Source organism: Paraburkholderia sp. D1E (assembly GCF_052682275.1).
Window position 1 is genome coordinate 1,620,713 of sequence record NZ_JBQYMB010000001.1, and the last position, 23,426, is coordinate 1,644,138.

A 23,426-nucleotide genomic window follows, 5' to 3' on the forward strand; every position below is an offset into this window, starting at 1 on the left:
TGAATCGGCTGTCTGCGCGCGGCAAACGTTGCGGTCACCGTTACTGTGACGCCGGCCACCATGTCCAGCCGCGTCGCGAGCGTCGCAACTGGACCGTCGAGAGCGGCGCGATCTCGATGCGCGAAAACACGGCGGGCGATGCCGCGAGCGCACATACGAGGGCGGCCCGGATCACTGGCGCGTGCGTGATGGCGACCACATTTTGCGTATCGCGTGGTCCTTCGCTCGACGCATCGTCTAGCGTATCGAGCCACAGTCCTACACGCTTCACGAGTTGACTGAATGACTCGCCGCCATGCGCGGCAGCGTCGGGATCGTATGTCCATGCGCCGAGGTCCTGTGGCGCCTCGACCGCGAGATCAGCGAGGCGGCGGCCATGCCATAGGCCGTAGTCCAGATCCGCCAGTCCCTTGTGGACCGCGGCACTGAGACCCAAGGCCGACGCCGTATCGCGCGCACAGACGGCAGGGCTGACAAAAACCGCCGCGTCGTCCGGAATCGACAGGCGCGCCCGCGCGGCACCTGCTTCGGCGAGGCCGCGTGCATCGAGCGGATCGTCGGCGGGAAAGCGGGCCGCACGCATCGCCGCGGTCGATGCGTGGCTGATCAGTAACAGCCGTATGTCCATTCAGTTCATTCCCATAAAGGCCAGCCCAAGGCGGGACGCATGCAGCCATGCTTTGCGTTGCCGAGAGGCAAAGTTTAGCGCGTAGAATAGCGGCACTGCGAAGCACGGAAGCCGGTGAGAGCCCGGCGCGGTCGCGCCACTGTAATCGGCATTCACGAGCCGAAAGCCAGACCTGAGCTTCGCACCATCCCTTTTCGATCGACTATCGGGGCGCGTTACCCCCAGGAGATGTCCATTATGTCCAACGCTGTTTTCGATCCCGCGGCTCAGCCTGTCGCCCAACCCACACCGATTCCGCTGCGTGAACTGCTGCCTTGGGTCGTGTTCGGCGGCTTGCTGCTGTTGCTCGCGATTTATTTCGTTGGTGCGGAAGAAGGCGCCACCTCGCTGGTGCCTGGCATGTATGTGCATGAATTCGTGCACGACGGCCGCCATCTGCTCGGCTTTCCCTGCCACTAACGGAGTCGAACATGGTTGGTAAATTGTTGGTACGCGGGATGCTTGCAGGCATCGCCGCGGGATTGCTCACGTTCGGCTTCGCCAGATTGGTGGGCGAGCCTCAAGTCGATCAGGCGATCTCCTTCGAGGAAAAGGCCGATGCCGCCAAAGGCGAAGCGCCGGAACCCGAACTGGTGAGCCGCGATACGCAAGCGGGGCTCGGGCTGCTGACGGGTGTGGTGACGTATGGCGCAGCGTTCGGTGGACTGTTCTCGCTGGTGTTCGCGTTTGCGTACGGCCGCGTCGGCGCACTGAGTGCGCGCGCGTTGTCCGCATGGCTGGCGCTTGGCGCGTTTATCGCGTTGGTGATCGTCCCGAACATCAAATATCCGGCGAATCCACCCTCGGTGGGCGACCCCGAGACGATCGGGACGCGCACCGGTTTGTTCTTCCTGATGATCGCGATCTCGCTAGTCGCACTGGTGTTCTCGCTGAAGGTGCGGCGCCGTGCGGCGCTGAAGCTGGGCGCGTGGAATGGCTCGATCGTGGCTGGCGTGGTGTTTGTCGTGATCATTGCTGCCGTGCAACTGTCGATGCCGACGATCAACGAAGTGCCGGCAGCTTTCCCGGCGGTGCTGTTGTGGAAATTCCGCGTCGCGGCAATCGGAATGCAGGTGATTATGTGGACGACCATTGGGCTGCTGTTCGGCGCCCTGGTTGAGCGGAGCAAACTGTTGGCTCCCGCGACCGGTAGCGCGACGAAGTCCGCTTACCTTTGATGGCATAACACGGGCGCAACCGTCGTGACGGTTGCGCCGACGTGCAGCGCGCAAGAATATAAATACATCAAGCACTTGGCGCGTTTGGCAGGATGTTATCCACAGGCTTATGGACAAAGTCTGTGGATAAAGTTATCCCGCGTCGCACAAGGTCTACAAACATCTGTTCCGTTTGAATTCAACAACTTAGTTGTTGGCGCACGGCCTCCGGTTGTCCGTATCATCGGGACACGGCAGGTGTTTTGTGGGGAATATCGTGGGGAAAATCGTTCGCAATCAATCAGCAAAGGGTCGCTCCTTAAACTCGGCGCCGCCGATCATGACCGCGTCGTGAACGACGGCACCGGCCTGTCTGGCCGGGTGCATGCCGGAGCGAAGGGAATCAGCGTCCGCTATCGCTACCGCTTCGAGGGTGAGTCCCGGGAAATGCCACTTGGAGCGTGGCCGCGCGTGGCGCTCGCCGCAATCCGGCTGAAGCTTGATGAAACGAAACTGCGTGTACAACGCGGTGGCGACCCGGCCAGCGCAGGCTGGTCGCGGACAAGCTGAAAGTCGAGAAGGCGCAGGTTGTACGGCAACAGCAGGAACTGGTCGAACGGGAGCGTGAGCATGCGGAATCACAACTGACCGTGAAGGCCATGTTCGAAGCGTGGCATCCCGAGGCAATGGTGGACAATACACCGGACGGGGCCAGAGGTGTTCGTCGGATATTCGAGCTGCACCTGTTGCCGGGTTCTGGCGATACGCGGGTTGCTGATATCACGCCAGGCGACATTCGCAGGCAGTCCGCACGCTCATCGACGCAGGGAAAATCTCGACCGGCATATCGCTGCACATGTACGCCAATGCGATGTTCGTGTGGGCGGCCAGGCGCAAGCCCTGGAGGCTGCTTTTTGAGGTGAACCCGGTTGAGGACGTGGACATCGAGCGCATGCTGCCTGCGGATTATCAGGACTGGTGCGAGCGTGTTCTCGAAGATGGCGAGATCATTGAGTCGCGCAACCGCTTTCAGGTCATCCGTAACGCGTGGGATTTTCATACCGGGCCTCGTCGTGGGAATATCGCCAGGCCAATCCCGCGCGAACATGAACTGGCCGTCTGGATCACGCTGGCAACACTTGTGCGTATCAATGAAATCTGCGCCGCACAGTGGCGGGCACACATCAACTTCGAAAAGCCACGTGGTTTATCCCGGCGTCGCAGTCGAAGAACCGCAGGGCGTTCACGCCCGAGTTCACGACGCTCAAGAAACTGGAGTGCGACGTGTGCGATGCGCTGGCACGTGCATGGTCGGGTGAAGTCCTGGTGCGGGACTCCGCGTTCGCGGATTACGTCAGGGCGCAGGCCGAGGAACGCTGCGGCACCGACTGGCCGATGTCGCATGTCAATTGGGAGCGCGCGGCGGAAGAAGCGCGTCTGGACTGGTTCCACGTCGAATTCGACGGCGTGAAGTATTGGGTTTTGCCGAGGGGAATGTGTGATGCACAGAATCCCGGTCATTTCGTAGCGCAGTGCACAGTCACGGCCAGCGCAAGGACGACACCGAACGGTGTCTGAGGGAGAAAGTCATGTACACGATGACGCTACGCGAGCAGGCGGACGTGCTCGCACGCATTACGGCCACTGCGCCGCACGACACGACGCACAGTGCTGCCATCGAGGCCGCGCGGGCGAACCGCGCGACTGCACTTCAGGTGATGGAGATTCACCGCTGTCTGCAGCGCTGGGCCGACATCGGCAAGGGGAATGCGCGCGATGAGGCGCGGCGTGCGCTCGCCCAGGTGGATGATGATGGTCAGGGAGTACGGTGGTACGGGACGGGAGACGGGAAGCCGTAACCCTATCATCAACGCATCAATATTTATCGGGGTGACTTCGGTCACCCTTTTGCTTTTCGGATCAATCCTATGGCTGGTCCGCGTGCGTCGCTCATACAGTAGTCCGGCGTCTCTCGATGCCGTCTATCCCAAAGCCCTCGTCAACGATCCCCCGTTGATGCTTGGCTGTTCGCCCGCTCCAGCTACGTGATATCCCGGTAGTGCTCTATAGGAAAAGTACGATTTTGTGGGATGTGTTGCATTGGTTCGCATTTTGACAAACGTTGACGGATTGTCGGCGTGATGTCCGATATTTTACGGGGCGTTACCAATCCGTAAAATGACGTAGAAGAATGAACCGGAAGACATACAGGCTGGTATACAGCCGACTGAGAGGAATGCTTGTAGCCGTCGAGGAAACCGCCACGGCCACGGGCAAGGAAGCGGGACAGACTTCGGTACGCAGCAGAAAATCACAGGGTGTGATTTTTTCCCTGCGCCAGATCGCGCTGGCTGCGCTCGCGCTCCTTGGCGCGCTGCCGTCGCTGTCGGGCGCACAGATCGTTCCAGGTGGCACCCACGCACCGTCCGTCATCCAGACACAGAACGGGCTGGATCAGGTGAACATCAACCGGCCCTCCGGTGCTGGCGTGTCGATGAACACCTACGGCCAGTTCGACGTGCAGTCAAAAGGCGCGATCCTGAATAACTCGCCGACCATCGTGCAGACGCAGCAGGCTGGCATGATTAACGGCAATCCGAACTTCGGCCCGGGTCAGTCGGCACGGGTCATCGTCAATCAGGTCAACAGCAGCGCGGCGAGCCAGATCAACGGACATCTTGAGGTTGCAGGCCAGCGCGCGGAGGTTGTCATCGCGAACGGAAGCGGGATTTCCGTGAACGGCGGCGGCTTTATCAATACGTCGCGGGCGATCCTGACGACGGGCACGCCGAACTTCGCTCCGGATGGCTCCCTCACAGGCTTTAACGTGACGGGCGGCAACATCATCATCCAGGGCGCGGGACTCAACGCAGGCGATACCGACCAGGTTGACCTGCTATCGCGCGCCGTGCAGGCGAACGCCGCAATCTACGCGAAGAACCTGAATGTCGTGACCGGTGCGAACAGCATCAACCATGACACGCTCAATGCAACACCGATTGCGGGTGACGGTCCGGCTCCGGGTGTTTCCATCGACGTCAGCCAGCTTGGTGGCATGTACGCGAACAGGATCGTTCTCGTCGGCACGGAAAATGGCGTTGGTGTCTCAAATAAAGGGGTTCTTGCGGCACAGGCGGGTGACCTGGTACTGAGCACCAATGGGCTGCTGACGCTCGCTGGCCAGACCAATGCGAGCGGCAACATGGCGCTCTCTGCAGCAGGCGGCGTCGACAACAGCGGCACGACCTACGCGCAGCAGAGCGTCACGGCGAGTACGTCCGGTGCGCTCACGAATAGCGGCGTGCTCGCGGCGCAGCAGAACACGACGCTCAATGCGGGCAGCGTGGCTTCGACCGGCACGCTTGGCGCGGGCGTGAACGGTGACGGCAGTCTGGCGCAGGCGGGTAACCTGTCGGTGACGGCGGGCGGCACATTGACCGCGACCGGGCGCAATGCGGCGGGCGGCAGTGCGTCGCTGAACGGCGCGTCGGTCAATCTCGCAGGCAGCAGTACCTCGGCCAACGGTGCGCTGGCACTCACCGCCAGCAGCGGTGACCTGAACCTGACAGGTGCGACAACGACGGCGGGCGGCGCGCTGGACACGCGCGCCTCCGGGACGCTCACGAACGACGGCGGTGTACTGTCCTCGGGCGGTCCTCAGACTGTCACGGCGGGCGCACTGTCCAACCGCAATGGGCTGATTGTTTCGGACAGTACGCTCAACGTCGCGGCAACAAGTGACTTACAGAACCAGGGCGGCACACTGCAGGCAGCGGGCGCGCTGTCTGTCGATGCCGGTTCGCTCGACAATACGGGCGGGCATATCACTTCGCTGAACGCGGACGGCCTGATGCTGACCGTGACCGGCGCGCTGAACAATGGCGCGGGCGGTGCGATCGGCGGCAATGGCAACGTCACCGTGCAGGCCGGACAGATCGCGAACGCCGGTTCGATCACGGCGGTGCAGTCGCTGATCGCCCGCGCCGTGCAGACGCTGTTCAACGGCGGCATGCTGGCCGCGAATGTCAACGTCAACCTGTCCGCAGGTTCGACGCTCACCAACGCGAACACCATCGCGGCGGGTCATCTTGTGACACTGACGACAGCGACCTTCGACAACAGCCACGGCAACCTTGGCGCGGACCAGCTCGCGCTGCATGCGGCGAACCTTGTCAACCACGGCGGCAGCATCACGCAAACCGGAACCGGCGCGACGACCGTCGATGTAACCGGCACGCTCGACAATTCGGGCGGCACGCTCCAGACCAACAGCGACAGTCTCGCGCTTGGTCCCGCTGTGCTTGTGAATGACAACGGCACCATCGCCAGTTCGGGCACGGGCACGCTGTCGGTCAATGCCGGTACGCTTTCAAACAACGGCGGCACGATTGCGACGAATGGCGCGCTCGATGTCCGTTCGGGCGCGGCGTCGAACCGGGGCGGCATGCTGGCCGCGCAGACGGGCGCGACGCTCCACGTTGCCTCACTGGACAACCGCGCGGGCGGCTACGTCGGCGCGCAGACCGTCTCGGTGACCGACACGGGTGCACTGAACAACGCGGGCGGCACAATCCAGGCGGACGACACGCTGTCGGTCTCCGCGCAGTCGGTTGCGAATGATGGCGGTTCCATCGCGAACGGGGGCACCGGTACAACGACGGTCGCTACCAGCGGCGCGGTCACGAACACGGCCAATGGCCTGATTGGCGGTAACGGCGACGTGTCGGTGTCGGGTGGCAGCATCGGCAATGCGGGCGGCACCATCACGGCAGGCGGCGCGGCAATGGTGCAGTCCGCCAGCACGCTCGACAACCGGGCGGGCCTGATCCAGGGCAGCGGCAATGTGTCGGCGTCGGCGCAGGGCGCAATCGACAATACGGGCGGACAGATCGAGGCGGATGGTGCGTCCGCAACGCTGGCAGTCACAGGCGCATCGCTCGACAACACGGGCGGCCGCATCGCGAACACCGGCTCGGGTATGACGACAGTCAGCGCGGCCACCATCACCAACAGCAATACAGGCGGCGTCGTGGGTGCGGGCACCATCGGCGGCAACGGTGACGTGACGGTGAGCGCGGGTACGCTGTCGAACAAGAATGGCGCGCAGGTCGTGTCCGGCCACGACCTGACGCTGAATATCGCGCAGCTTGCGGATAACACCAACGGTTCACTTTCAGGCGCGAACAATGTCACGCTCAACGGCCCGAATGCGGGTGTCATCAATGCGGGTGGCTCGATCCACGGCAATGGTGCGATTGCGCTGAATGCGGCTTCGCTCGACAACACGTCTGGCCGCATTGGCAATGACACGGGCAGCGGCGGCTCGGTGTCCGTCAATGCCGGCACGCTGGCAAACCAGAATGGCGCAATCGGCAGCGATCAGAATCTGAGTGTCACGACCAACCAGCTTACAGGTGATGGCAGGATCATTGCTGGGAACGACGGTGCGGTCACGGTCAACGGCGACTACACGCTCGACGGCAGCAACCAGATTCAGGCTAACCACGACCTGACTTTCACGACAGCGGGCAGCTTCACGAACCAGGGCACGCTCGGCGCGGTGAACGCGCTGACGGTGAATGCCGTGAGCGTGGATAACCAGGCAGGCGCGGACCTGAACTCGTCGACCACGACGGTCAATGCGGCGAACGCGATCACCAACGAAGGTCGCATCGAAGGCGATACCGTTGCGACAAACAGCGGGTCGCTGGTCAACACGGCAGCGATCATCGGCAACACGGTCACGCTGAACGCCAGCCATTCCATCGCCAACACCGGCGCCGCCGCTGTGATGGCCGCTGCTTCTCAACTGAACCTGTATTCGCCTGGCGATATCTCCAATACGGGCGGCGCGAACCTCTTCAGCCTGGGCGACATCAACATCGCGGCAGACGCCACCCGCGATGCCAATGGACTGCTCGCGAACCGCAGCAACTCCGTCACCAACGACCAGTCCACCATCGAGGCGCAAGGCAACATCGAGGTCGCCACGCAGACGCTGACCAACACACGCCCCGCGCCCACGGTGGAGACTGTGACCACCGACGTTGATACGGTCCACCAGACCAAGCGCAGCAGGTACATGGCGTGTACGACGACAAATGCCGACAAGAGTTACTGTACGCAGGCCATGTGGGACGATGGCTATATTGCGCCGGTCAACGCGACCTTCTCCGTTTCGCAGATTGTGACCGAGACAGTCGGCCCTGATGCGACCGACCGGATGCTGGTCCTGAACGTCAACGGCCAGCAGCAGACGATCTACTACAACACGCTGACGACCAACGCTGACGGCACGATCACCGTCAGCTATTGGGACGGCTACGATCCGAACGTCAACTATGATCCTGGCACCGAATACGCATCGCGCAACGACGCCCATAAGGGCTATCAGCGCGTCGAGATCGCCCGCGACACGACGACCACCACACAGCAGGACCAGGTAACGGGATCGCAGGCAAAACAGGCGCAGATCATGGCGGGCGGCAACATGATGCTCGCCAACGTCGGCACGCTGAACAACGCATACAGTGCAATTGGCGCGGGCGGCTCGATCCAGATCGGCAGCGCCGAGGCGGACGGCAATGTGGCGAGCGGCAACTACGGTGGCACGCTCGTCAACAACATCGGCCAGACGCTCTACCAGTACCAGAAGCAGGACATCGTTTCGACCTACGCCTGGAACGAGAACATTTCGCGCGATGTCGGCACGGTAGTTGAGCCGTCGATTGTCCTGTCACCCGTCGCTATTGGTGGCACGGGCGGCACTATCATCGCGAACAATTCGGTGCAGATCAGCGCGACCGGCATCAACAACACGAACGTGGCGGCGGCAAACTCCGCGACCGGCGCGACCGGTGGCACACTTGGCGCGAACGGCACCGTGGGCGGTATCACGGGCAGCGGTGCGCAGACCGTCAACCTCGCCACCGGCCAGACGCAGACCATAAACGCGCCGCAGTCCATCGCGGGACCCAGTGGCGCACTCAGTATCACGCTGCCGTCGAGCGGCCTGTACACGTTCAACACGGCACCCGGCGCGTCGTACCTGGTGGTCACCGATCCGCGACTGACCAGCTACACGAGTTTCATTTCGAGCGACTACATGCTGGGCGCGCTCGGACTCGCCCCGTCGAAGACCATCAAGCGGCTCGGTGACGGCGTGTACGAAGAACAGATGGTGCGCAACCAGATCACGCAACTCACGGGGCGCGTCTATCTTCAGGGCTACACGAGCAACGAGGACGAGTACCGCGCGCTGATGAACAACGGCGTGAATGTTGCGAAGGAATTCAGCCTCGAACCGGGCATGGCACTGACCGCCGCGCAGATGGATGCGCTTACGAGCGATATCGTCTGGCTGGTCAGCCAGACGATATCGCTGCCGGATGGCACGACGCAAACGGTGCTGGCACCGGTTGTCTATCTGGCGCAGACACATGCGAACGACCTGCAGCCAACCGGCGCGCTGATTGCCGCCGATGATGTCGAGATTCACGCTACGGGCAGCGCGACCAACTCAGGCGTCATCAAGGGCGGTACGCAGACCGTTGTCAGTGCGACCAATATCCTGAACCGGGGTGGCTCGATTGGCAGCAGCACGGACAACGGCACGACGGTAGTTTCGGCTACGAATGATGTTGTCAACGCGTCGGGACGGATCACGGGCAACCGTGTGGCTGTGCTCGCCGGTCATGACATCGTGAACACGACGCTCGTGGATACGGTGGGCGTCAGCTCGGCGGTGGGTAACAGCAAGGTCAGCCAGAGTCTGCTCGGCGCGCAGGGCACGATTGCATCGACGGGCGACCTGCTGGTGGTGGCGGGCAATGACCTGGCCGTTCACGGCGCGAGTATCGCCGCGGGCGGTAACGCGCAGATCGCGGCGGGTCATGACATTACCGTGGATACCGTGCAGTCGGACACGTCGCAGTCGGTGACGAAGAATGCTGACCACCATTGGGAAGCGTCCAGCACGATCAACCAGACCGGTGCGATCACGGCTGGCGGCAGTCTCGCGATGCAGAGCGGTAACGATACGACGCTCAAGGGCGCGACGCTCAGCGCGGGCGGCGATATGGCGGTGGTCGCGGGCGGCAACCTGACGGCGACGACCGTTATCAACACGGCCACCTACAACAACGTCGCAACTGACGACAAAACCCGCAAGCAGTCCGACCGGAGCTACGATGAACAGGCAGTCGGTACGAGCATTTCCGCAGGCGGCAATGCAACGCTCGCGGCCCTGAGCGCCGATCCCACGAAGGGCAACGTCACGCTCACCGGTTCGTCGCTGGCGGCGGGCAGCGGCGCGGCGACGATTGCAGCCACGGGCGACGTGACCCTCAATGAAGGCCGCGAGGAACATGATTCGTACTCGGCCACCGAATCGAAGCGCGGCAGCTTCGTGCATGGCTCGACCACCGATACGATACAGAACACGCAGGCGAACATCGGCGTTGGCAGTACCGTGTCCGGCGATACGGTCACGGTCAGCGCGGGCCGCGACCTGAATGTCAAAGGTTCGACCATCGCGGGCACCAACGACGTGAATCTGGCTGCGGCAGGCAACGTGAACATCACGACCTCGCAGGACACGCAGAGCACATCGAGCTACTACCAGAAGCACGCGTCCGGTCTTGGCACGGGCGGTGGGATCGGCATTTCGGTGGGCAGCAGGACGCAGACTGACACGGCCAACACCACGCAGGTAACGAACACGGGCAGCACGGTCGGGTCGCTGAATGGCAGTCTGAACATCACCGCAGGCAGGGACCTGCATGTAACGGGTAGTGATCTGGTTGCCGCGCAGAATGTCACGGGCACCGGCGCGAACGTCACGATTGACTCTGCCGTCGATACGATGCACCACGACGAGACGCACGAGGTCAAACAGAGCGGCTTTACGCTTGCGATCAAGGCTCCGGTGATTGATGCGGTGTCCAACACGGTAGACCAGGCGCACGCAGCGAGCCGCAGCCAGGATGATCGCGCAGCGGCATTGCACGGGATGGCGGCGGCGAGCGGTGCAATTGATTCGGTCGGCGCGGCTGGCGCTGCGCTGGGCGAACTTGCCAACGGACAGACGCCATCAGCGAAGGTCGAACTCAGTTATGGCAGCAGTCACAGCAAGAGCACGTACACCGAGGACAGCACGACCAGTCGCGGGTCAAGTGTCACGGCGGGCGGCACGGCCGCGTTCGTGGCGACCGGCGGGGGTGACAACGCGGGCACGCCGGGAAGCGGCAACCTGACGATTGCAGGGTCGAACGTGAACGCGAATGACGTGATCCTGGCGGCAAGGAATCAGGTCAATCTCGTGAACACGACGGATACTGACTCGACGCGCAGCAGCAACGAATCCAGCAGCGCGAGCGTGGGTATCTCCTATGGCACGCAGGGCTTCGGTGTCGATGCGGCGATGTCGAAGGCGCACGGCAATGGCAACAGTGATGCCGCCATGCAGAACAATACGCATGTGACGGCGGCCAGCACCGCGACGATCATTTCGGGTGGCGACACCAACATCATCGGATCGAACGTCAATGGTCGCCAGGTGAACGCCGATGTCGGCGGCAACCTGAACATCGCCAGCGTGCAGGACACCATGTCGAGCAGCGCGCATCAGGAAAGCACGGGTGGTGGTTTTGCGATCAGCCAGGGCGGCGGCAGCGCGAGCTTCAGTCACACCAACGCGAACGCCAGTGGCAGCTACGCGGGCGTGAACGAACAGGCTGGCATCCAGGCGGGCGACAGTGGGTTCAATATCAACGTGCATGGGAACACGGATCTCAAGGGTTCGGTGATCGCGAGCGATGCGGATGCGTCGAAGAACAACCTGTCTACGGGGACGCTGACTTTCAGTGATATCCAGAACCAGTCCAGCTACGACGCGCACTCGGGTGGTTTCAGTGCAGGCGTGACGACCGGCGACGGCGGCGCGAACGACAGCACACACGGCCCGGGTTCGACGGCGAACGGGCCTAATGCAGGCGGCGGTGCGCCGATGTTGAGCCAGGACGACAGCGGCAGCGACAGCGCAACCACGCGTAGCGGCATCAGTGCTGGCACCATCAGCGTCACCGATGCAGCCAGCCAGACGCAGGGCATCGCGAGCCTGAACCGGGACACGTCGAACACGAACGGCACGGTCGCCAAACTGCCGGACGTGAACAATCTGCTTGACCGCCAGGCGGACATGATGGCGGCGGCAAGCGCTGCCGGTGAAGCGGTCTCGCGGCGCATCGGGGATTATGCCGATAAGCAGGCCACGGCAACGGGTGATCCTGAGTGGGCCGAAGGTGGTAAATATCGTGCAGCGATGCAGGCCGCAGGCGCGGCGCTCGTGACCGGCCTTGCGGGCGGCAACGCGCTCGGCGGCGCGGCGGGCGCGGGGATCGCGTCAATTGCAGCGGGTGAGCTGAATCAACTGAGCGGCGCAATTGCGGGTTCGGACCCGACCGGCAATTCAGATATGAATAAGGCGCTCGGCAACATCGTCGCGAACGCGCTTGCTACCGGCGCGGGTGCGGCTGTCGGCGGCAATGCGGGGGCTTTCTCAGGCTACAACGTGGACCGCTACAACCGGCAGTTGCACCCCGACGAATACGCAATGGCGAAGAAGGATGCGAAGGTCGTTGCAAAGCAGCTCGGTATCAGTGAACAGGAAGCGGAAGGCCGGATCGTTGCGGAACTGCAGCGCAACTCGGACCAGCAGACATCGGACGCATCGGGGGGCGTGCATGACTATGAGGTTCGCGCGATCATCGGATGCCAGAACCTGAACTGCGACGGCTATAAGACCGATCCGCAATACGCAAACCACGACTACAACAGCCAGTACATTGCAGGTAATCAGCAAGCCTATGACGCAGGACAGAGCCAGCTCAACAAGGGCGTCACCTATAACGATTTGGTGAAGAATAACGTCAAGAACAATCCAGTTAGCACAGCCATCGCTGGCGCGGGCATGATTGCAGTCGGCGGCGTAGTGGCGGGTGGAGTCGCCTCCACCGGTGCCATGATGGGCGGCGCTTCGCTAGGTAGCGGCGTTAACGCCCTCGTTCAAGCGATGTATAACAACGGTCAGATCAATTGGCTTGACGTCGCGACAGCCGGTGTTACAGGGGCGGTCAGCTTTGGGACAGGCTTACTGCCCGGTGTCCTTATCAACACTGGGGGCGCGTTGGCTGGGTCGGCCATCAAAGGTGACAACCCGAACATGAACATGGCAGGCGCGGCTGCTGGAGCGGTTGCGGGCTATGCTGTCGGTGGAAAAATTGAGGGTAGTTTGACGAACACAATTAATCCTTGGTATCGCCCAGAGTGGGTTGACATTGGCATGGGTGTGTCGAAGTTTGTTGCGCCTAGCGTGATACCGTCAATGTTTGGGACTGCGGGCGCAAACCTGACCTCCGAGACCGTTAGTGCTGGCGTCGGAAACATCCCCTCGTACCTACCGAAGAAAAAATGAGCCCTCGATTCGAGAGAGACGTGAAAGCGTTTCTGAGTTATCTATTGACCTTTTTAGTTGGCCTCGCGATCTTGGCCGCTTTTGAAGAACTGATCGTGATGCCTTTCATAGCTTGGCTTAAAGGATATCCAGGGTACTTCTGGCCTCCCATGAGCAGAGTCTACGCAGCGTGCAAATTCGTTCCGTTGGCCTCGCTTCTTTGTGCCGTCATAGCTTGGGTTTTTGAACGCAAACGTATCGGCTGGTAGTCAGCACTAGATTCAATCAACTATGCAAATCAGAAAGAGGCTGGCGGCGCTGCCGCTCACAGCCCTGATATCGCTCGCGTCGAACGCGCAGCATGCGCCGACGCCAGCCGATGAAGCCGCTGCCGCACGGGCCAACGCCGGGCAGAACCAGCAGATCCAGCAGCAGCGCGACGCACAGCAGCGCGACGCGACCGTGCAGGCACCCGCCGTGCGTTCGACCCTCCCCACATTCGAGGGCTATCCGCTGTTGCCGGTTGAGACGCCATGCTTCCGCATCGGCAGGTTTGCGCTCGATGTCCCGACGACTCTGCCCGATGCCGTGCGCAGCAGGGGCGCGTCGGCCCTATCACTGGACCCGTTCGCCTTCGCACGTGAATGGCTCGATCACTACAGGGGCCAGTGCGTCGGCAAGTCCGGCATTGACACGCTAACCAAAGGGCTGCAGCAGGCCATCCTGAGCCGTGGATACGTGACTACGCGCGTGCTCGTCCCGCAGCAGGACCTGTCCAGCGGCACGCTGGCATTTGCGCTCGTTCCTGGCGTCGTCCACCAGCTCCGCTTTGCGGACCCTGAGACACGAGGCACCCTTAAATCCGCATTCCCAGCCCGTGATGGCGACCTGCTGGACCTGCGCGATCTTGAGCAGGGTCTGGAGCAGATGAAGCGGGTCGCGTCGCAGGACGTGGACATGAAGATCGAACCGACCGACACACCGGGCGAAAGCGATGTCGTCGTGACCGTGAAGCGTTCGAAGCCCTGGAGCTTTGTCGCATCCGTCGATAACTCGGGCACGGACGCGACCGGCAAGTGGCAGGGCAACGTGAGCCTCGGCATCGACAATCCGCTCGGCCTGAACGACGTGTTCACTCTCGGTGCAAACCAGGACCTGTCGTTCGGCAACAAGTCGCTCGGCTCGCACGGGTTCAACGGCTCGTATTCCGTGCCGTGGGGGTACTGGACGGCCACGCTGTCCGGCAACACCAACACCTATTACCAGAACATTGCGGGCGTGAACCAGACGTTCGTGTCCAGCGGCAATTCGCAGGCCGCCGCACTCAGGCTCGCGCGCGTACTGAGCCGCAGCAAGACCGATGTGTTCGGCGTGGAGTTCCAGCTATCGAAGCGCTTCGGTGAGAGCTTCATTGACGACACCGACATTCCGCAGCAGCGGCGCAACAACACGTTCATCGAAGCGGGCCTGACCGACCGGCACTACTTCGGCGCGTCGCAGTTCGACGGCACACTTGCGTACCGCCAGGGTGTCGGCGGATTCGGTGCGACAGCCGACCCGTACCCTGATGGCCCCACGTACCGCTACCACATGGCAGTCCTCGACGCGAACCTGTCGGTGCCGTTTGCCATCGCGCAACAGAACTTCCGCTACGTGACGACGGTTCACGGACAGTTCACCAACGACACGCTGTTCTATCTGGACGATCTGACCATCGGCAGCCGCTACACGGTGCGCGGTTTCGACGGCGAAACCATGCTGGCGGCGGAGAAAGGCTTCTACTGGCGCAACGAGCTGCAATGGCACATCGGCCAGACCGGACAGACGGTGTATGCGGGGATCGACTATGGGCGCGTGTTCGGACCGAACACGGCGTTTCTGGCCGGAACACAACTGGCTGGCGCGGTGATCGGCATCCGCGGTGGTCTGCCTGCACACTTTGTGGGTCTCTCCTATGACCTGTTCGTCGGGACGCCGGTCTACAAACCCAGCGGCTTCCCGACCTCGCGTGTGACGGTTGGCTTGCAGATGACCGCACAATTCTGAGGAATCCTGTTATGGTCAATCATCCCTACAAACGCCGGGGCCTCCTGGGTACCCGCAAACCGGACACGACCGGGTTCAACGAACACGGACCGACCTGCAGATCCCGGAGTACGGCACTGGCAAACGGCTGCGCTTTGCGCTGTTCATGGCACGCGATAGGGAGGTGGGCAGCCGCCACGACGAGGCGACCAGTCCCGACAGTGAGTGCCGCGTGGAATATGAACGGCATGAGACGCCCAGGCCGGACTGGAAAGCGCCTCGACAGCCTCCGGTCGCGGCGCAGCCCGTCGTCGTGACGCGCAAACGGCGCTGGTCCGTGCCGGAGTTGCCCGATTCCGGCAACGACGAAGGGTGATCCACCGCACGACGCAGTTCTGGCGTGCCGTGGGGGAACGCGAGGGACGTCGCACACTCGACGTGCACCGCAGCATCGACAACTCACCTGTTCGGACTTTAGACAAGTCACTTGTCTTGTTGGTCGGCGTTAAGGGTCGCCGTTAGCTTGAGTCTCAAACGAGACACATGTCTAATATGTAGGACAGTCCTTCTCTGGGGGACGAAGGTTTCGCCGCACCGCAGCGTGTGGGGAAACGTGGGGGGAATGGATGTTTGAGGGCGCGAGGGGGAAGAAATTTCCCCCACACGCCGCCCGGAGAGCCTTATGCGGAGCGGCTGTTTATCACAGGGTGTGATTTGTCCACAGCTTTATGGACATTTTCTGTGGACAAGTTCTCCGGTGGCATAACGATATGCGAATCGCTTGGTTGCCCGAAGCCGGGGCACATCCGACACTCACTCCAATCTCAAGCAAATCGAGCCTGGAGCCATGTCGAACACATCAAGCCTGCGCCCATCATGGGCCACACACTTCACGGCACTTCTGCTGCTCGCCGCATCGGCGATAACGACGACAACGGCAGTAGCCGCGCCACCTTCGGGCGATCCGATCCTGATAGGTGTCAGCGGCCCGCTGACCGGCCAGAACGCTCAGTACGGCGCGCAATGGAAGGCTGGCTTCGATCTTGCATTGGATGAGATCAACAGCCATAACGGCATCAACGGCCGCCCGCTGAATTACGTCTTCGAGGACAGCCAGAGCGACCCACGCCAATCCATCACGATCGCGCAGAAATTCGTCAACGATCCGCGCATCCTGATCGAACTCGGTGACTTCTCCAGCCCGGCTTCCATGGCCGCCTCGCCGATTTATCAGCATGCCGGCCTTGTGCAACTCGGCTTCACCAACTCGCATCCTGACTTCACCAAAGGTGGCGATTACATCTGGAGCCCGTCGGTCAGTCAGGCCGACGCGCAGCCGCTGCTCGCCGACCTCGCCGTGAAAACGCTCGGCCTCAAGCGCATTGCCGTGCTCTATCTGAACACCGATTGGGGGCGCACCAGCAAAGACGTCTTCGTCAAAGCCGCCAATGAACGTGGCGCGCAAGTCGTTGCGGCCGAGGGCTATCAGTCGGCCGAGAAAGATTTCCGCGCGACGTTGGTGCGCGTGAGCGCGGCGAATCCGGACGGCATCGTGCTGATCTCGTACTACTCCGACGGCGCGCAGATCGCCCGTCAGGCGCGGACGAGCGGCATCAACCTGCCGATCGCCGCGGCCAGTTCCGTGTATTCGCCGAAATTCCTCGAACTGGGTGGCGAGGCCGTCAATGGCGTGGCGACCAATACCAGCTTCTTTCCCGGTGAATCCGGGCCTGAAGTGCAGAGCTTCGTCAAACGCTTCGAAGCGAAATACCATCGCGAGCCGGACGCGTTCAACGCCTATGCGTACGACGCCGTCATCATTGCCGCCTACGCGCTGCGTGCCGGTGGACCTGATCGCAAAGCCGTGCGTGATGCGCTACCGAAGCTGCATGATATTCCGAGCGTCGTGTTCGGCAAGGCTAACTTTGATCCGGCGACGCGCCGTGTGATCGGCGTGAAAAACATCAACGTGGTGGTGAAGAACGACAAGTGGACCTTGCTTGAGAGCAAGGCAACGGTGGCGCAGAAATAGACATCCTATCGTCCGCTGAGCTATCCGATCATTCACGACATTTGCGCCATGAGCCTTTTACTCGATCACATTGTTATTCGCGTCCATGACCTGACGCAGACCATTGAAGATTTCACAGCGCTCGGTTTCACCGTGCAGCAAGGCGGCACCCATGCCGATGGCGTGACACATAACGCGCTGATCGGTTTCGCCGATGGCAGTTACATCGAGCTGATCGCTTTCTTGCAGGCGGCGCCGCAGCGTCGCTGGTGGGATGTGGGGCAGCGTCACGGCGATGGTTTTGTCGATTACGCGTTGTTGCCGTCGAGCGTGGGCGCCGTGATCGACGCCGCGCAAGGGCGTGGGTTGCAATACGACGGTCCGCAGGCGGGTGGGCGTGTGCGTCCGGATGGCGCGCGGCTCGAGTGGCAGACCGGCCGGCCGCGGACCAGTGATTTGCCATTCCTGTGCGGGGATATCACGCCGCGTGATCTGCGTGTGGCTGAAGGCGCGGTGCGTGAGCATACGAACGGCGTGCGAGGGGTGGCGAGTCTGACGGTCGCCGTGGAGGATCTGGGGGCGAGCTTGCAGCGGTATGGGGCGTTGCTCGGTGTGAGTGAGCGGGAAACGCGGGCGGTGGCTTTGCCGGGGCTGGGAGCGGTGTCGGCGACGGTATCGGTTGGGGATACGTCTGTTGTGTTGTTAAGCCCTGTGCATGTTGATGCCGCGAGCGTCACCACAGAGGGCGCGGCGTTGCGCCGGCAACTCGCCACGCGTGGGGAAGGGGTGTTTGGTGTTGCGCTGCGCGCTGATGGTCATGCGAAGTCGCGGGTGCTTGACCGTAATCGCACGCATGGCGCGTGGTTTGAGATCGCGGCGGGGTGATGGCGGCGCTGTGCGGCGCGCAGTGTAAAGGAATGTATTCGCATCAACGGCTTGGGACAGTTGTGGGGGTGTTATCCACAGCCTCCTTGCAAACATTTTCTGTGGACAAGTTCACAAGCGCAACAATCCCCCGACCGGTATAGGCAAACAAAATCAAAACCCATCGCCGCCTAAGCGCTCCTACCCCGGAGCGCCCAATTGAATACCCGCCGCGTTTCGGCGGCCGGCTGCATCAACCGATCAAACAACTGAACGACGGCGCCATCTAGCTGAGCCAGTGCCGGTGCCTTCGCTGGATCGACATCAACGGCAGCAGTCGCCGACACACGCTCATCCAGCTCGCCAGGTGCAGAGCCCTCCGCCCCACCGCCATACCGCGCGATCAGCGAATCCAGCCGTGTCACAATCGATTCCACATGCCCCGCGCCGACATCTACTGCACTGAGCGCCGCATTTGCCGATGACTCATCTTGCCGCGAAGCATCACTCAACACCCGCGCCCAGTGCAAACAACACAGCAGCGAACCGGTGGCAAGTTCGACGCCGGGATTCCACACCACCACTCGCTGCGTCTGCAGCGGTTTCAGCGCGATCCGCAGATCATGCCAGGTGCGATCGAGTTTGCGCATGGCCGGGGCCGTCCCGGGCGTTTGAGCAGCGGAGCCTGCTTGTCGCACTACCTCGCGCAGTGCGACAAGCACAGCCCCAAGCCTTGCCTCAACATGCCGGGTCGCCGCAAGCGGCATCATCAAAATCGCGACCGCAAACGACACGAGACAACCGACCAGCACTTCTTCGATCCGCAACTCAACCAGCGGTCCCATCGCGAAGCCTAATTCGCCATACACGAGCCCAACGAGCACGGTAATGAAAAACACACCGGGGGCATACGCACTCAGGATGTAGTAAGCCCAACCGAACACGCACAGCACCATCGCAGCCACGAGCAGCAGGGGCGAGTCGTGCAGCGGGGCAACCAGCAGCACGCTGACTAGCGCGCCCGCCAGCGTCCCGGCGAGGCGTTGCGCGCCGCGATAAATCGTGTCAGCACGTGACCGTGTACCGAGAAACACCACGAACGTGGTGATGACTGCCCAGAACCAGCGCTCAGGAGACAGCGAGTGGCCAATCAGCATCGCGAGAAAAGCCGCGGTCGTGGCGCGCGTGGCGGGCAGCCAGCAGAGCTTTGCGCGCAAATCGGCAAACCGTTGCGCCAAGGAAATTGCGCTCGCATCGTCAGCTAGCAACGGCGAAGCGCGCTGCCCATGGCCGCGATGCGCAATCTCCTTGAGCCGGGCAATCGCGTGACGCAGCACGTCGGCACTTGCTTGCGGCGCGCCGCTATGTGCTGGCGCGGAAGCAAACGCATGCTGCCCAGCCGCGACTTCCACTTCGACAATTCGCTCGCGAATCGTCTCGGCATCCGGCGGATTCAGCAACGCCAGTTGTTCTTCAAGCGAGAGCGCGGCTTCGTTCAACGCTGAAAGATTCACTGCGCCCGGTGCGGCAAGTACACGCGATGCGCGCAACGTCACCGTGTGAATGGCGAGCCGGAAACTGACAGCCGCCCGCATCGGCACGATCACGCGGCCGACCAGCGCGACCATCAGCGGGCCGGATACGGACAGCAAGAGCGATTGCGCAAGATGGAAGGACGAAGGATGCAGGTACAGCCCAAGATAGAAACACACCACGCCCAGCATCGCGCAACCTAGCGCGCGCGGACCGCATGCCTGGACCAGCATGCCGACGAACATCACGATCAGAAAACCCGCATCGCCGGCGAGCGGATAACGGCTGAGTATGCCCGCGGCAGCGAAGCACGCGCAGGCGCAGAGATAAAGACAGAATAGTGTGCCGAACCACGCCGGCCGCCTCGCGTCGCGCACGAACAGGGGCGCCACCATCGCAAAGAGGATGCTGGGTGCGGCGAGGGTAATCGGTTGGTGATGAAAGACGGTCCACGTGATGCTGGCAATGCCGGTTAGCAGGCAGGCAAGCGCAACGCGCAGCGCGGTATGAAGACGCACGAGTCCCGGATCCGTAACCAGCAGGCGGTCGGCGACGCGCGAAAACGCGGCAGCAATCATGATCGATGATATCCAGGCTAAATGGCCGCCACCGGCTTTTGGCCGATTGCGACAAGGCGGGCATGCGAGCCCGCCAGCTTCGTATCGTCGGAAGGGGCCGCCATGCCGGGATCACCGGTTGAAAGCCCCGTCCGACGACGGGCGATAACACTCGAACAGCCACGCTGGACGCGCTGCAAAGGGTGGCGCAGCGTGTCCGGCGGGTTCGGGTTTTCCCGAATGATACCGATTCAAAATTACCGTTGTCGAATTTTTGCGGCGGCGCAGCAGCGGCGCGGACGGGAGCGTGTGGCGTGTGGCGTGCGGCGTCCAACGGCCAGGCGTGCTGCACCGGTAAGGATGAAAGCCGCGCAGGATCCGTCCGTGGCTTGGCGGCGCGTCCCTCGAGGCCCGGCTGGCGCCGCGTCGAACTGAATCAAGTCGCGTCGTGAAATATCACTCCGAGCGTGTGCCGGTGGCCCGACCGCAGGCGGCTCACGCCATGTCGCAGATTCACGCGATACACGCCGCGCGTGCCTTGCACCGGCCGGTGATGGACCGCAAACACCACCGCGTCGCCCTTGCCGAGAGGCACGACTTCCGTGCGCGACTGCATCCGCGGACGCTGCTCCGTCATCACGAACTCGCCACCCGTGAAATCCTGGCCGGGCTCGGACAGCAGAATCGCGACCTGAAGCGGGAAGACGTGCTCGCCGTATAGATCCTGATGCAGGCAGTTGAAATCGTCCTTGGCGTATTGAAGAAGCAGGGGCGTCGGACGCAACTGACCGGCGGCGTGGCAGCGCTCGACGAATTCGTGGTGCGTGGCTGGATAACGGACATCGATATTCATCGCTTCATTCCAGCGATTCGCGACTGGCGCGAGGCGCGGGTAAAGTTCCATGCGCAATTGCGCAACCAGCTGCGGCAGCGGATAAGCAAAGTACTTGTATTCACCGCGGCCAAAACCATGCCGCGCCATCACGACGCGGCTGCGATACAGGTCTTCGCGTGGATAGAGCGCGGACAGCGCGTCGCATTCCTGCGCACGGAGCAGATTGGGCAGCATCATGCAGCCGTAGCTGTTCAGTTCTTCTTCGACATCGAACCAGTCGATTGCGTCGACACGTCGCGTAAGCGAGCCGGTGACGGTGCCGGAGTCTGCCTCCGATACCTCGGGGTGTTTCAGTTTGCGCGCGAATCCCAGTTCCAGTTCCAACTCCGTCGAGTGCGAGTGCCTATCCTTCGCGACCGTATTCATGAGTATTCTCCGTAAGGCGATTCATCGAACGATGACTGAGTGTAAGCACGCGCCGAAGGCCACGCACTCCGACTCTTGCTCTTCAATTCCCGCCTCATTATGGCCACGCCGCTTGCACCCGCCGCACGGGCGTGTGGGGCGTCTTAAGCAAAAGAAAAGGCTCGATTCGAAAATGCAAACTTCGCGAAATGTGCCGCGAGGTTCATAGTAGGGTCCTATTTAGCCCCATAAACGCATTCGGAGATTTTGCCCATGTTTGCCTCCGCAGAGAAACTCGACGACTGGCTCAACAAAGAAACGGTGGCTGAAGATGACATCACCGCTTTTCCGCTGACGGCAATGGCCGCCACCCTGGACCGGGAAGAACGTGGCGATACGGTGCCACCGCTCTGGCACTGGCTGTACTTTCTGCCGATTGGGCCGCTGTCCGATGCCGGTCTGGACGGTCATCCGAAGCGCGGTGACTTTCTGCCGCCGGTGCCGCTACCGCGCCGCATGTGGGCCGGTGGCCGCCTGACGTTCCACGCGCCGCTCAAAGTCGGCGAGCATGCGAAACGCACGTCGACCATCGCCAATATCGAAGACAAGACTGGCCGCTCGGGCCGCCTCGTGTTCGTGACCGTGCAGCACGCGATCGAAGCCGGCGGCGAACTGAAGCTCGAAGAAGAGCACGACATTGTCTACCGCGACGCGCCGCAAGAGGGTGGCCGCCCGCCGCAATCGGCGCCAGCGCCGGAGGGCGAAACGTGGCGCCGCACCGTCGATGCGGATGCCGTGATGTTGTTCCGCTACTCCGCGTTGACCTTCAACAGTCATCGCATCCATTACGACTATCCGTACGTGACCGAGGTGGAAGGCTATCCCGGTTTGATCGTGCACGGCCCGTTGATCGCGACGCTTCTGGTCGATCTGGTGCGCCGTGAGCAACCGGATGCAACGCTGCAAAGCTTCGCGTTCAAGGCGGTGCGGCCGACTTTCGCTGGGCAGCCTTTCACGGTATGTGGCAAACCTTTTGCCGACGGGAAGACCATTGACCTGTGGGCCAAAGACCACGAAGGTTATCTGACCATGCGTGGTACGGCGGCGCTCGGCTGAGCTTCAGGAGCTTTGATTATGTGAATCACGCGGCAGATTCGTTTCCGGATATTCGCGAAATGGCGCGCGATCCATGCCAGCACTTTTTCGGCGAGTATTTTCGCGAGATCGACGAAACCCGCGGCTATCCAAAAGAATTCGTCGATGCACTTCTCAAAGCCGGCTGGTATCCCACCGGCGGTCAACCCGATTGCTTCCCATACTCCGTCATCGTAGCTGGCTTTGCCTTCGGCGGATTCGGGAGGCTCTGCTGTGGCGCGTTCTGCCTGGTCGCTTCGGCCGTTGCGTCAACCAGTTGCAATGCGCTGCCCTGCACCTCGATCTTCACTGGATCAGTCTTCTTCCACAGCTTTTTGGGAACGACCAGCTTCCAGGTCGAATCCATGCCAGCATTCCGGAAAAACGCGACGACGCCGACATACTCCGCGTTGCTGTTCATCGGTTCGCTGATGCTTGCGCTGGCGTCTGGGCGTAGCACTACGTCCGTTGTTGCCAGCAGGTCTGCCTTAAGCGCCTCGACGTCATTCGTTTGCAGTTGCATATAGCCAAGTTGCTTGAATGTTTGCGGCGTTTTCAGTTGATAGATCCGCACCACGGTCGACAACGATTGCCCGGCGCCGTTTGGGTTTAATGACGACCGGCTGACAAGATCGACATTCATCATCTTGACCTGCGTTGTGAACGCCCATTTCGCTGCATCCACCGTGCTGTCTTTCATAGCCTGTCCTACTCCGCAACCTGCGATGGCAAAGATGGCCAACGCCGCGGTGCCGATTCGAAGTACTCGCATCATTCTGTTGATCC

At 61.9% G+C, this 23,426-nt stretch carries 15 protein-coding genes and 1 riboswitch; of the genes, 11 read left to right on the top strand and 4 right to left on the bottom strand.

The features are described 5' to 3' along the window. Positions 1 to 40 precede the first annotated feature (40 nt). Complete coding sequence (locus ACUN0E_RS07510) at positions 41 to 628, bottom strand: histidine phosphatase family protein (RefSeq protein WP_445566137.1); 588 nt, start codon at positions 626 to 628, stop codon at positions 41 to 43. 96 nt (positions 629 to 724) lie between these two features. After that, a riboswitch (adenosylcobalamin (AdoCbl) riboswitch) is annotated at positions 725 to 812 on the top strand. 53 nt (positions 813 to 865) lie between these two features. Here ACUN0E_RS07510 and ACUN0E_RS07515 point away from each other — a divergent pair. From ACUN0E_RS07515 to ACUN0E_RS07560, 10 genes are all read left to right on the top strand, one after another. After that, positions 866 to 1,087 carry a CbtB domain-containing protein gene (locus ACUN0E_RS07515; protein ID WP_445566138.1) on the top strand — a complete coding sequence of 74 codons (222 nt, stop codon included), beginning with the start codon at positions 866 to 868 and terminating at the stop codon, positions 1,085 to 1,087. Between the two features lie 11 nt (positions 1,088 to 1,098). Then, positions 1,099 to 1,845 (top strand): CbtA family protein, encoded by a 747-nt coding sequence (locus ACUN0E_RS07520; protein ID WP_445566139.1) that lies wholly within the window; start codon positions 1,099 to 1,101, stop codon positions 1,843 to 1,845. Positions 1,846 to 1,869: 24 nt separating this feature from the next. Further along, a complete protein-coding gene (locus ACUN0E_RS07525) occupies positions 1,870 to 2,394 on the top strand; it encodes an Arm DNA-binding domain-containing protein (RefSeq protein WP_445566140.1) in 525 nt (174 codons plus the stop codon). 600 nt (positions 2,395 to 2,994) lie between these two features. Further along, complete coding sequence (locus tag ACUN0E_RS07530) at positions 2,995 to 3,402, top strand: hypothetical protein (RefSeq protein WP_445566141.1); 408 nt, start codon at positions 2,995 to 2,997, stop codon at positions 3,400 to 3,402. Positions 3,403 to 3,413: 11 nt separating this feature from the next. After that, positions 3,414 to 3,683, top strand: coding sequence for a hypothetical protein (locus ACUN0E_RS07535; RefSeq protein WP_445566142.1), 270 nt, complete (start codon positions 3,414 to 3,416; stop codon positions 3,681 to 3,683). Positions 3,684 to 4,015: 332 nt separating this feature from the next. Further along, a complete protein-coding gene (locus ACUN0E_RS07540) occupies positions 4,016 to 13,297 on the top strand; it encodes a hemagglutinin repeat-containing protein (protein WP_445566143.1) in 9,282 nt (3,093 codons plus the stop codon). A 270-nt stretch (positions 13,298 to 13,567) separates the two neighbouring features. Then, positions 13,568 to 15,322, top strand: coding sequence for a ShlB/FhaC/HecB family hemolysin secretion/activation protein (locus ACUN0E_RS07545; protein ID WP_445566144.1), 1,755 nt, complete (start codon positions 13,568 to 13,570; stop codon positions 15,320 to 15,322). Between the two features lie 145 nt (positions 15,323 to 15,467). Beyond that, the gene (locus ACUN0E_RS07550; RefSeq protein ID WP_445566145.1) at positions 15,468 to 15,677 is read left to right on the top strand and encodes a hypothetical protein; all 210 of its coding nucleotides are present in this window, start codon (positions 15,468 to 15,470) and stop codon (positions 15,675 to 15,677) included. 471 nt (positions 15,678 to 16,148) lie between these two features. Beyond that, positions 16,149 to 17,333 carry an ABC transporter substrate-binding protein gene (locus ACUN0E_RS07555; RefSeq protein WP_445566146.1) on the top strand — a complete coding sequence of 395 codons (1,185 nt, stop codon included), beginning with the start codon at positions 16,149 to 16,151 and terminating at the stop codon, positions 17,331 to 17,333. 48 nt (positions 17,334 to 17,381) lie between these two features. Next, positions 17,382 to 18,197: a VOC family protein gene (locus ACUN0E_RS07560; protein WP_445566147.1), complete on the top strand. Its 816-nt coding sequence runs from the start codon at positions 17,382 to 17,384 to the stop codon at positions 18,195 to 18,197. Between the two features lie 170 nt (positions 18,198 to 18,367). Here ACUN0E_RS07560 and ACUN0E_RS07565 read toward each other — a convergent pair whose 3' ends face one another. After that, a complete protein-coding gene (locus ACUN0E_RS07565; protein WP_445566148.1) occupies positions 18,368 to 20,287 on the bottom strand; it encodes an FUSC family protein in 1,920 nt (639 codons plus the stop codon). A gap of 415 nt (positions 20,288 to 20,702) precedes the next feature. Further along, entirely contained in the window at positions 20,703 to 21,527 is an 825-nt protein-coding gene (locus ACUN0E_RS07570; RefSeq protein ID WP_445566149.1) for a 2OG-Fe(II) oxygenase, read from the bottom strand. A 252-nt stretch (positions 21,528 to 21,779) separates the two neighbouring features. Here ACUN0E_RS07570 and ACUN0E_RS07575 point away from each other — a divergent pair, with 252 nt between their 5' ends. Then, positions 21,780 to 22,622, top strand: coding sequence for an FAS1-like dehydratase domain-containing protein (locus ACUN0E_RS07575; protein ID WP_445566150.1), 843 nt, complete (start codon positions 21,780 to 21,782; stop codon positions 22,620 to 22,622). A 181-nt stretch (positions 22,623 to 22,803) separates the two neighbouring features. Here the strand turns inward: ACUN0E_RS07575 and tssJ are convergent, their stop codons facing one another. Further along, positions 22,804 to 23,415, bottom strand: coding sequence for a type VI secretion system lipoprotein TssJ (gene tssJ, locus ACUN0E_RS07580; RefSeq protein WP_445570395.1), 612 nt, complete (start codon positions 23,413 to 23,415; stop codon positions 22,804 to 22,806). Between the last annotated feature and the right edge of the window lie 11 nt (positions 23,416 to 23,426).

Bases quoted from the DNA above. Each gene is read 5' to 3' on its own strand.
- ACUN0E_RS07510 (WP_445566137.1), bottom strand. From the start codon at position 628: ATGGACATACGGCTGTTACTGATCAGCCACGCATCGACCGCGGCGATG.
- ACUN0E_RS07515 (WP_445566138.1), top strand. From the start codon at position 866: ATGTCCAACGCTGTTTTCGATCCCGCGGCTCAGCCTGTCGCCCAACCC.
- ACUN0E_RS07520 (WP_445566139.1), top strand. From the start codon at position 1,099: ATGGTTGGTAAATTGTTGGTACGCGGGATGCTTGCAGGCATCGCCGCG.
- ACUN0E_RS07535 (WP_445566142.1), top strand. From the start codon at position 3,414: ATGTACACGATGACGCTACGCGAGCAGGCGGACGTGCTCGCACGCATT.
- ACUN0E_RS07540 (WP_445566143.1), top strand. From the start codon at position 4,016: ATGAACCGGAAGACATACAGGCTGGTATACAGCCGACTGAGAGGAATG.
- ACUN0E_RS07545 (WP_445566144.1), top strand. From the start codon at position 13,568: ATGCAAATCAGAAAGAGGCTGGCGGCGCTGCCGCTCACAGCCCTGATA.
- ACUN0E_RS07550 (WP_445566145.1), top strand. From the start codon at position 15,468: ATGGCACGCGATAGGGAGGTGGGCAGCCGCCACGACGAGGCGACCAGT.
- ACUN0E_RS07555 (WP_445566146.1), top strand. From the start codon at position 16,149: ATGTCGAACACATCAAGCCTGCGCCCATCATGGGCCACACACTTCACG.
- ACUN0E_RS07560 (WP_445566147.1), top strand. From the start codon at position 17,382: ATGAGCCTTTTACTCGATCACATTGTTATTCGCGTCCATGACCTGACG.
- ACUN0E_RS07565 (WP_445566148.1), bottom strand. From the start codon at position 20,287: ATGATTGCTGCCGCGTTTTCGCGCGTCGCCGACCGCCTGCTGGTTACG.
- ACUN0E_RS07570 (WP_445566149.1), bottom strand. From the start codon at position 21,527: ATGAATACGGTCGCGAAGGATAGGCACTCGCACTCGACGGAGTTGGAA.
- ACUN0E_RS07575 (WP_445566150.1), top strand. From the start codon at position 21,780: ATGTTTGCCTCCGCAGAGAAACTCGACGACTGGCTCAACAAAGAAACG.
- tssJ (WP_445570395.1), bottom strand. From the start codon at position 23,415: ATGATGCGAGTACTTCGAATCGGCACCGCGGCGTTGGCCATCTTTGCC.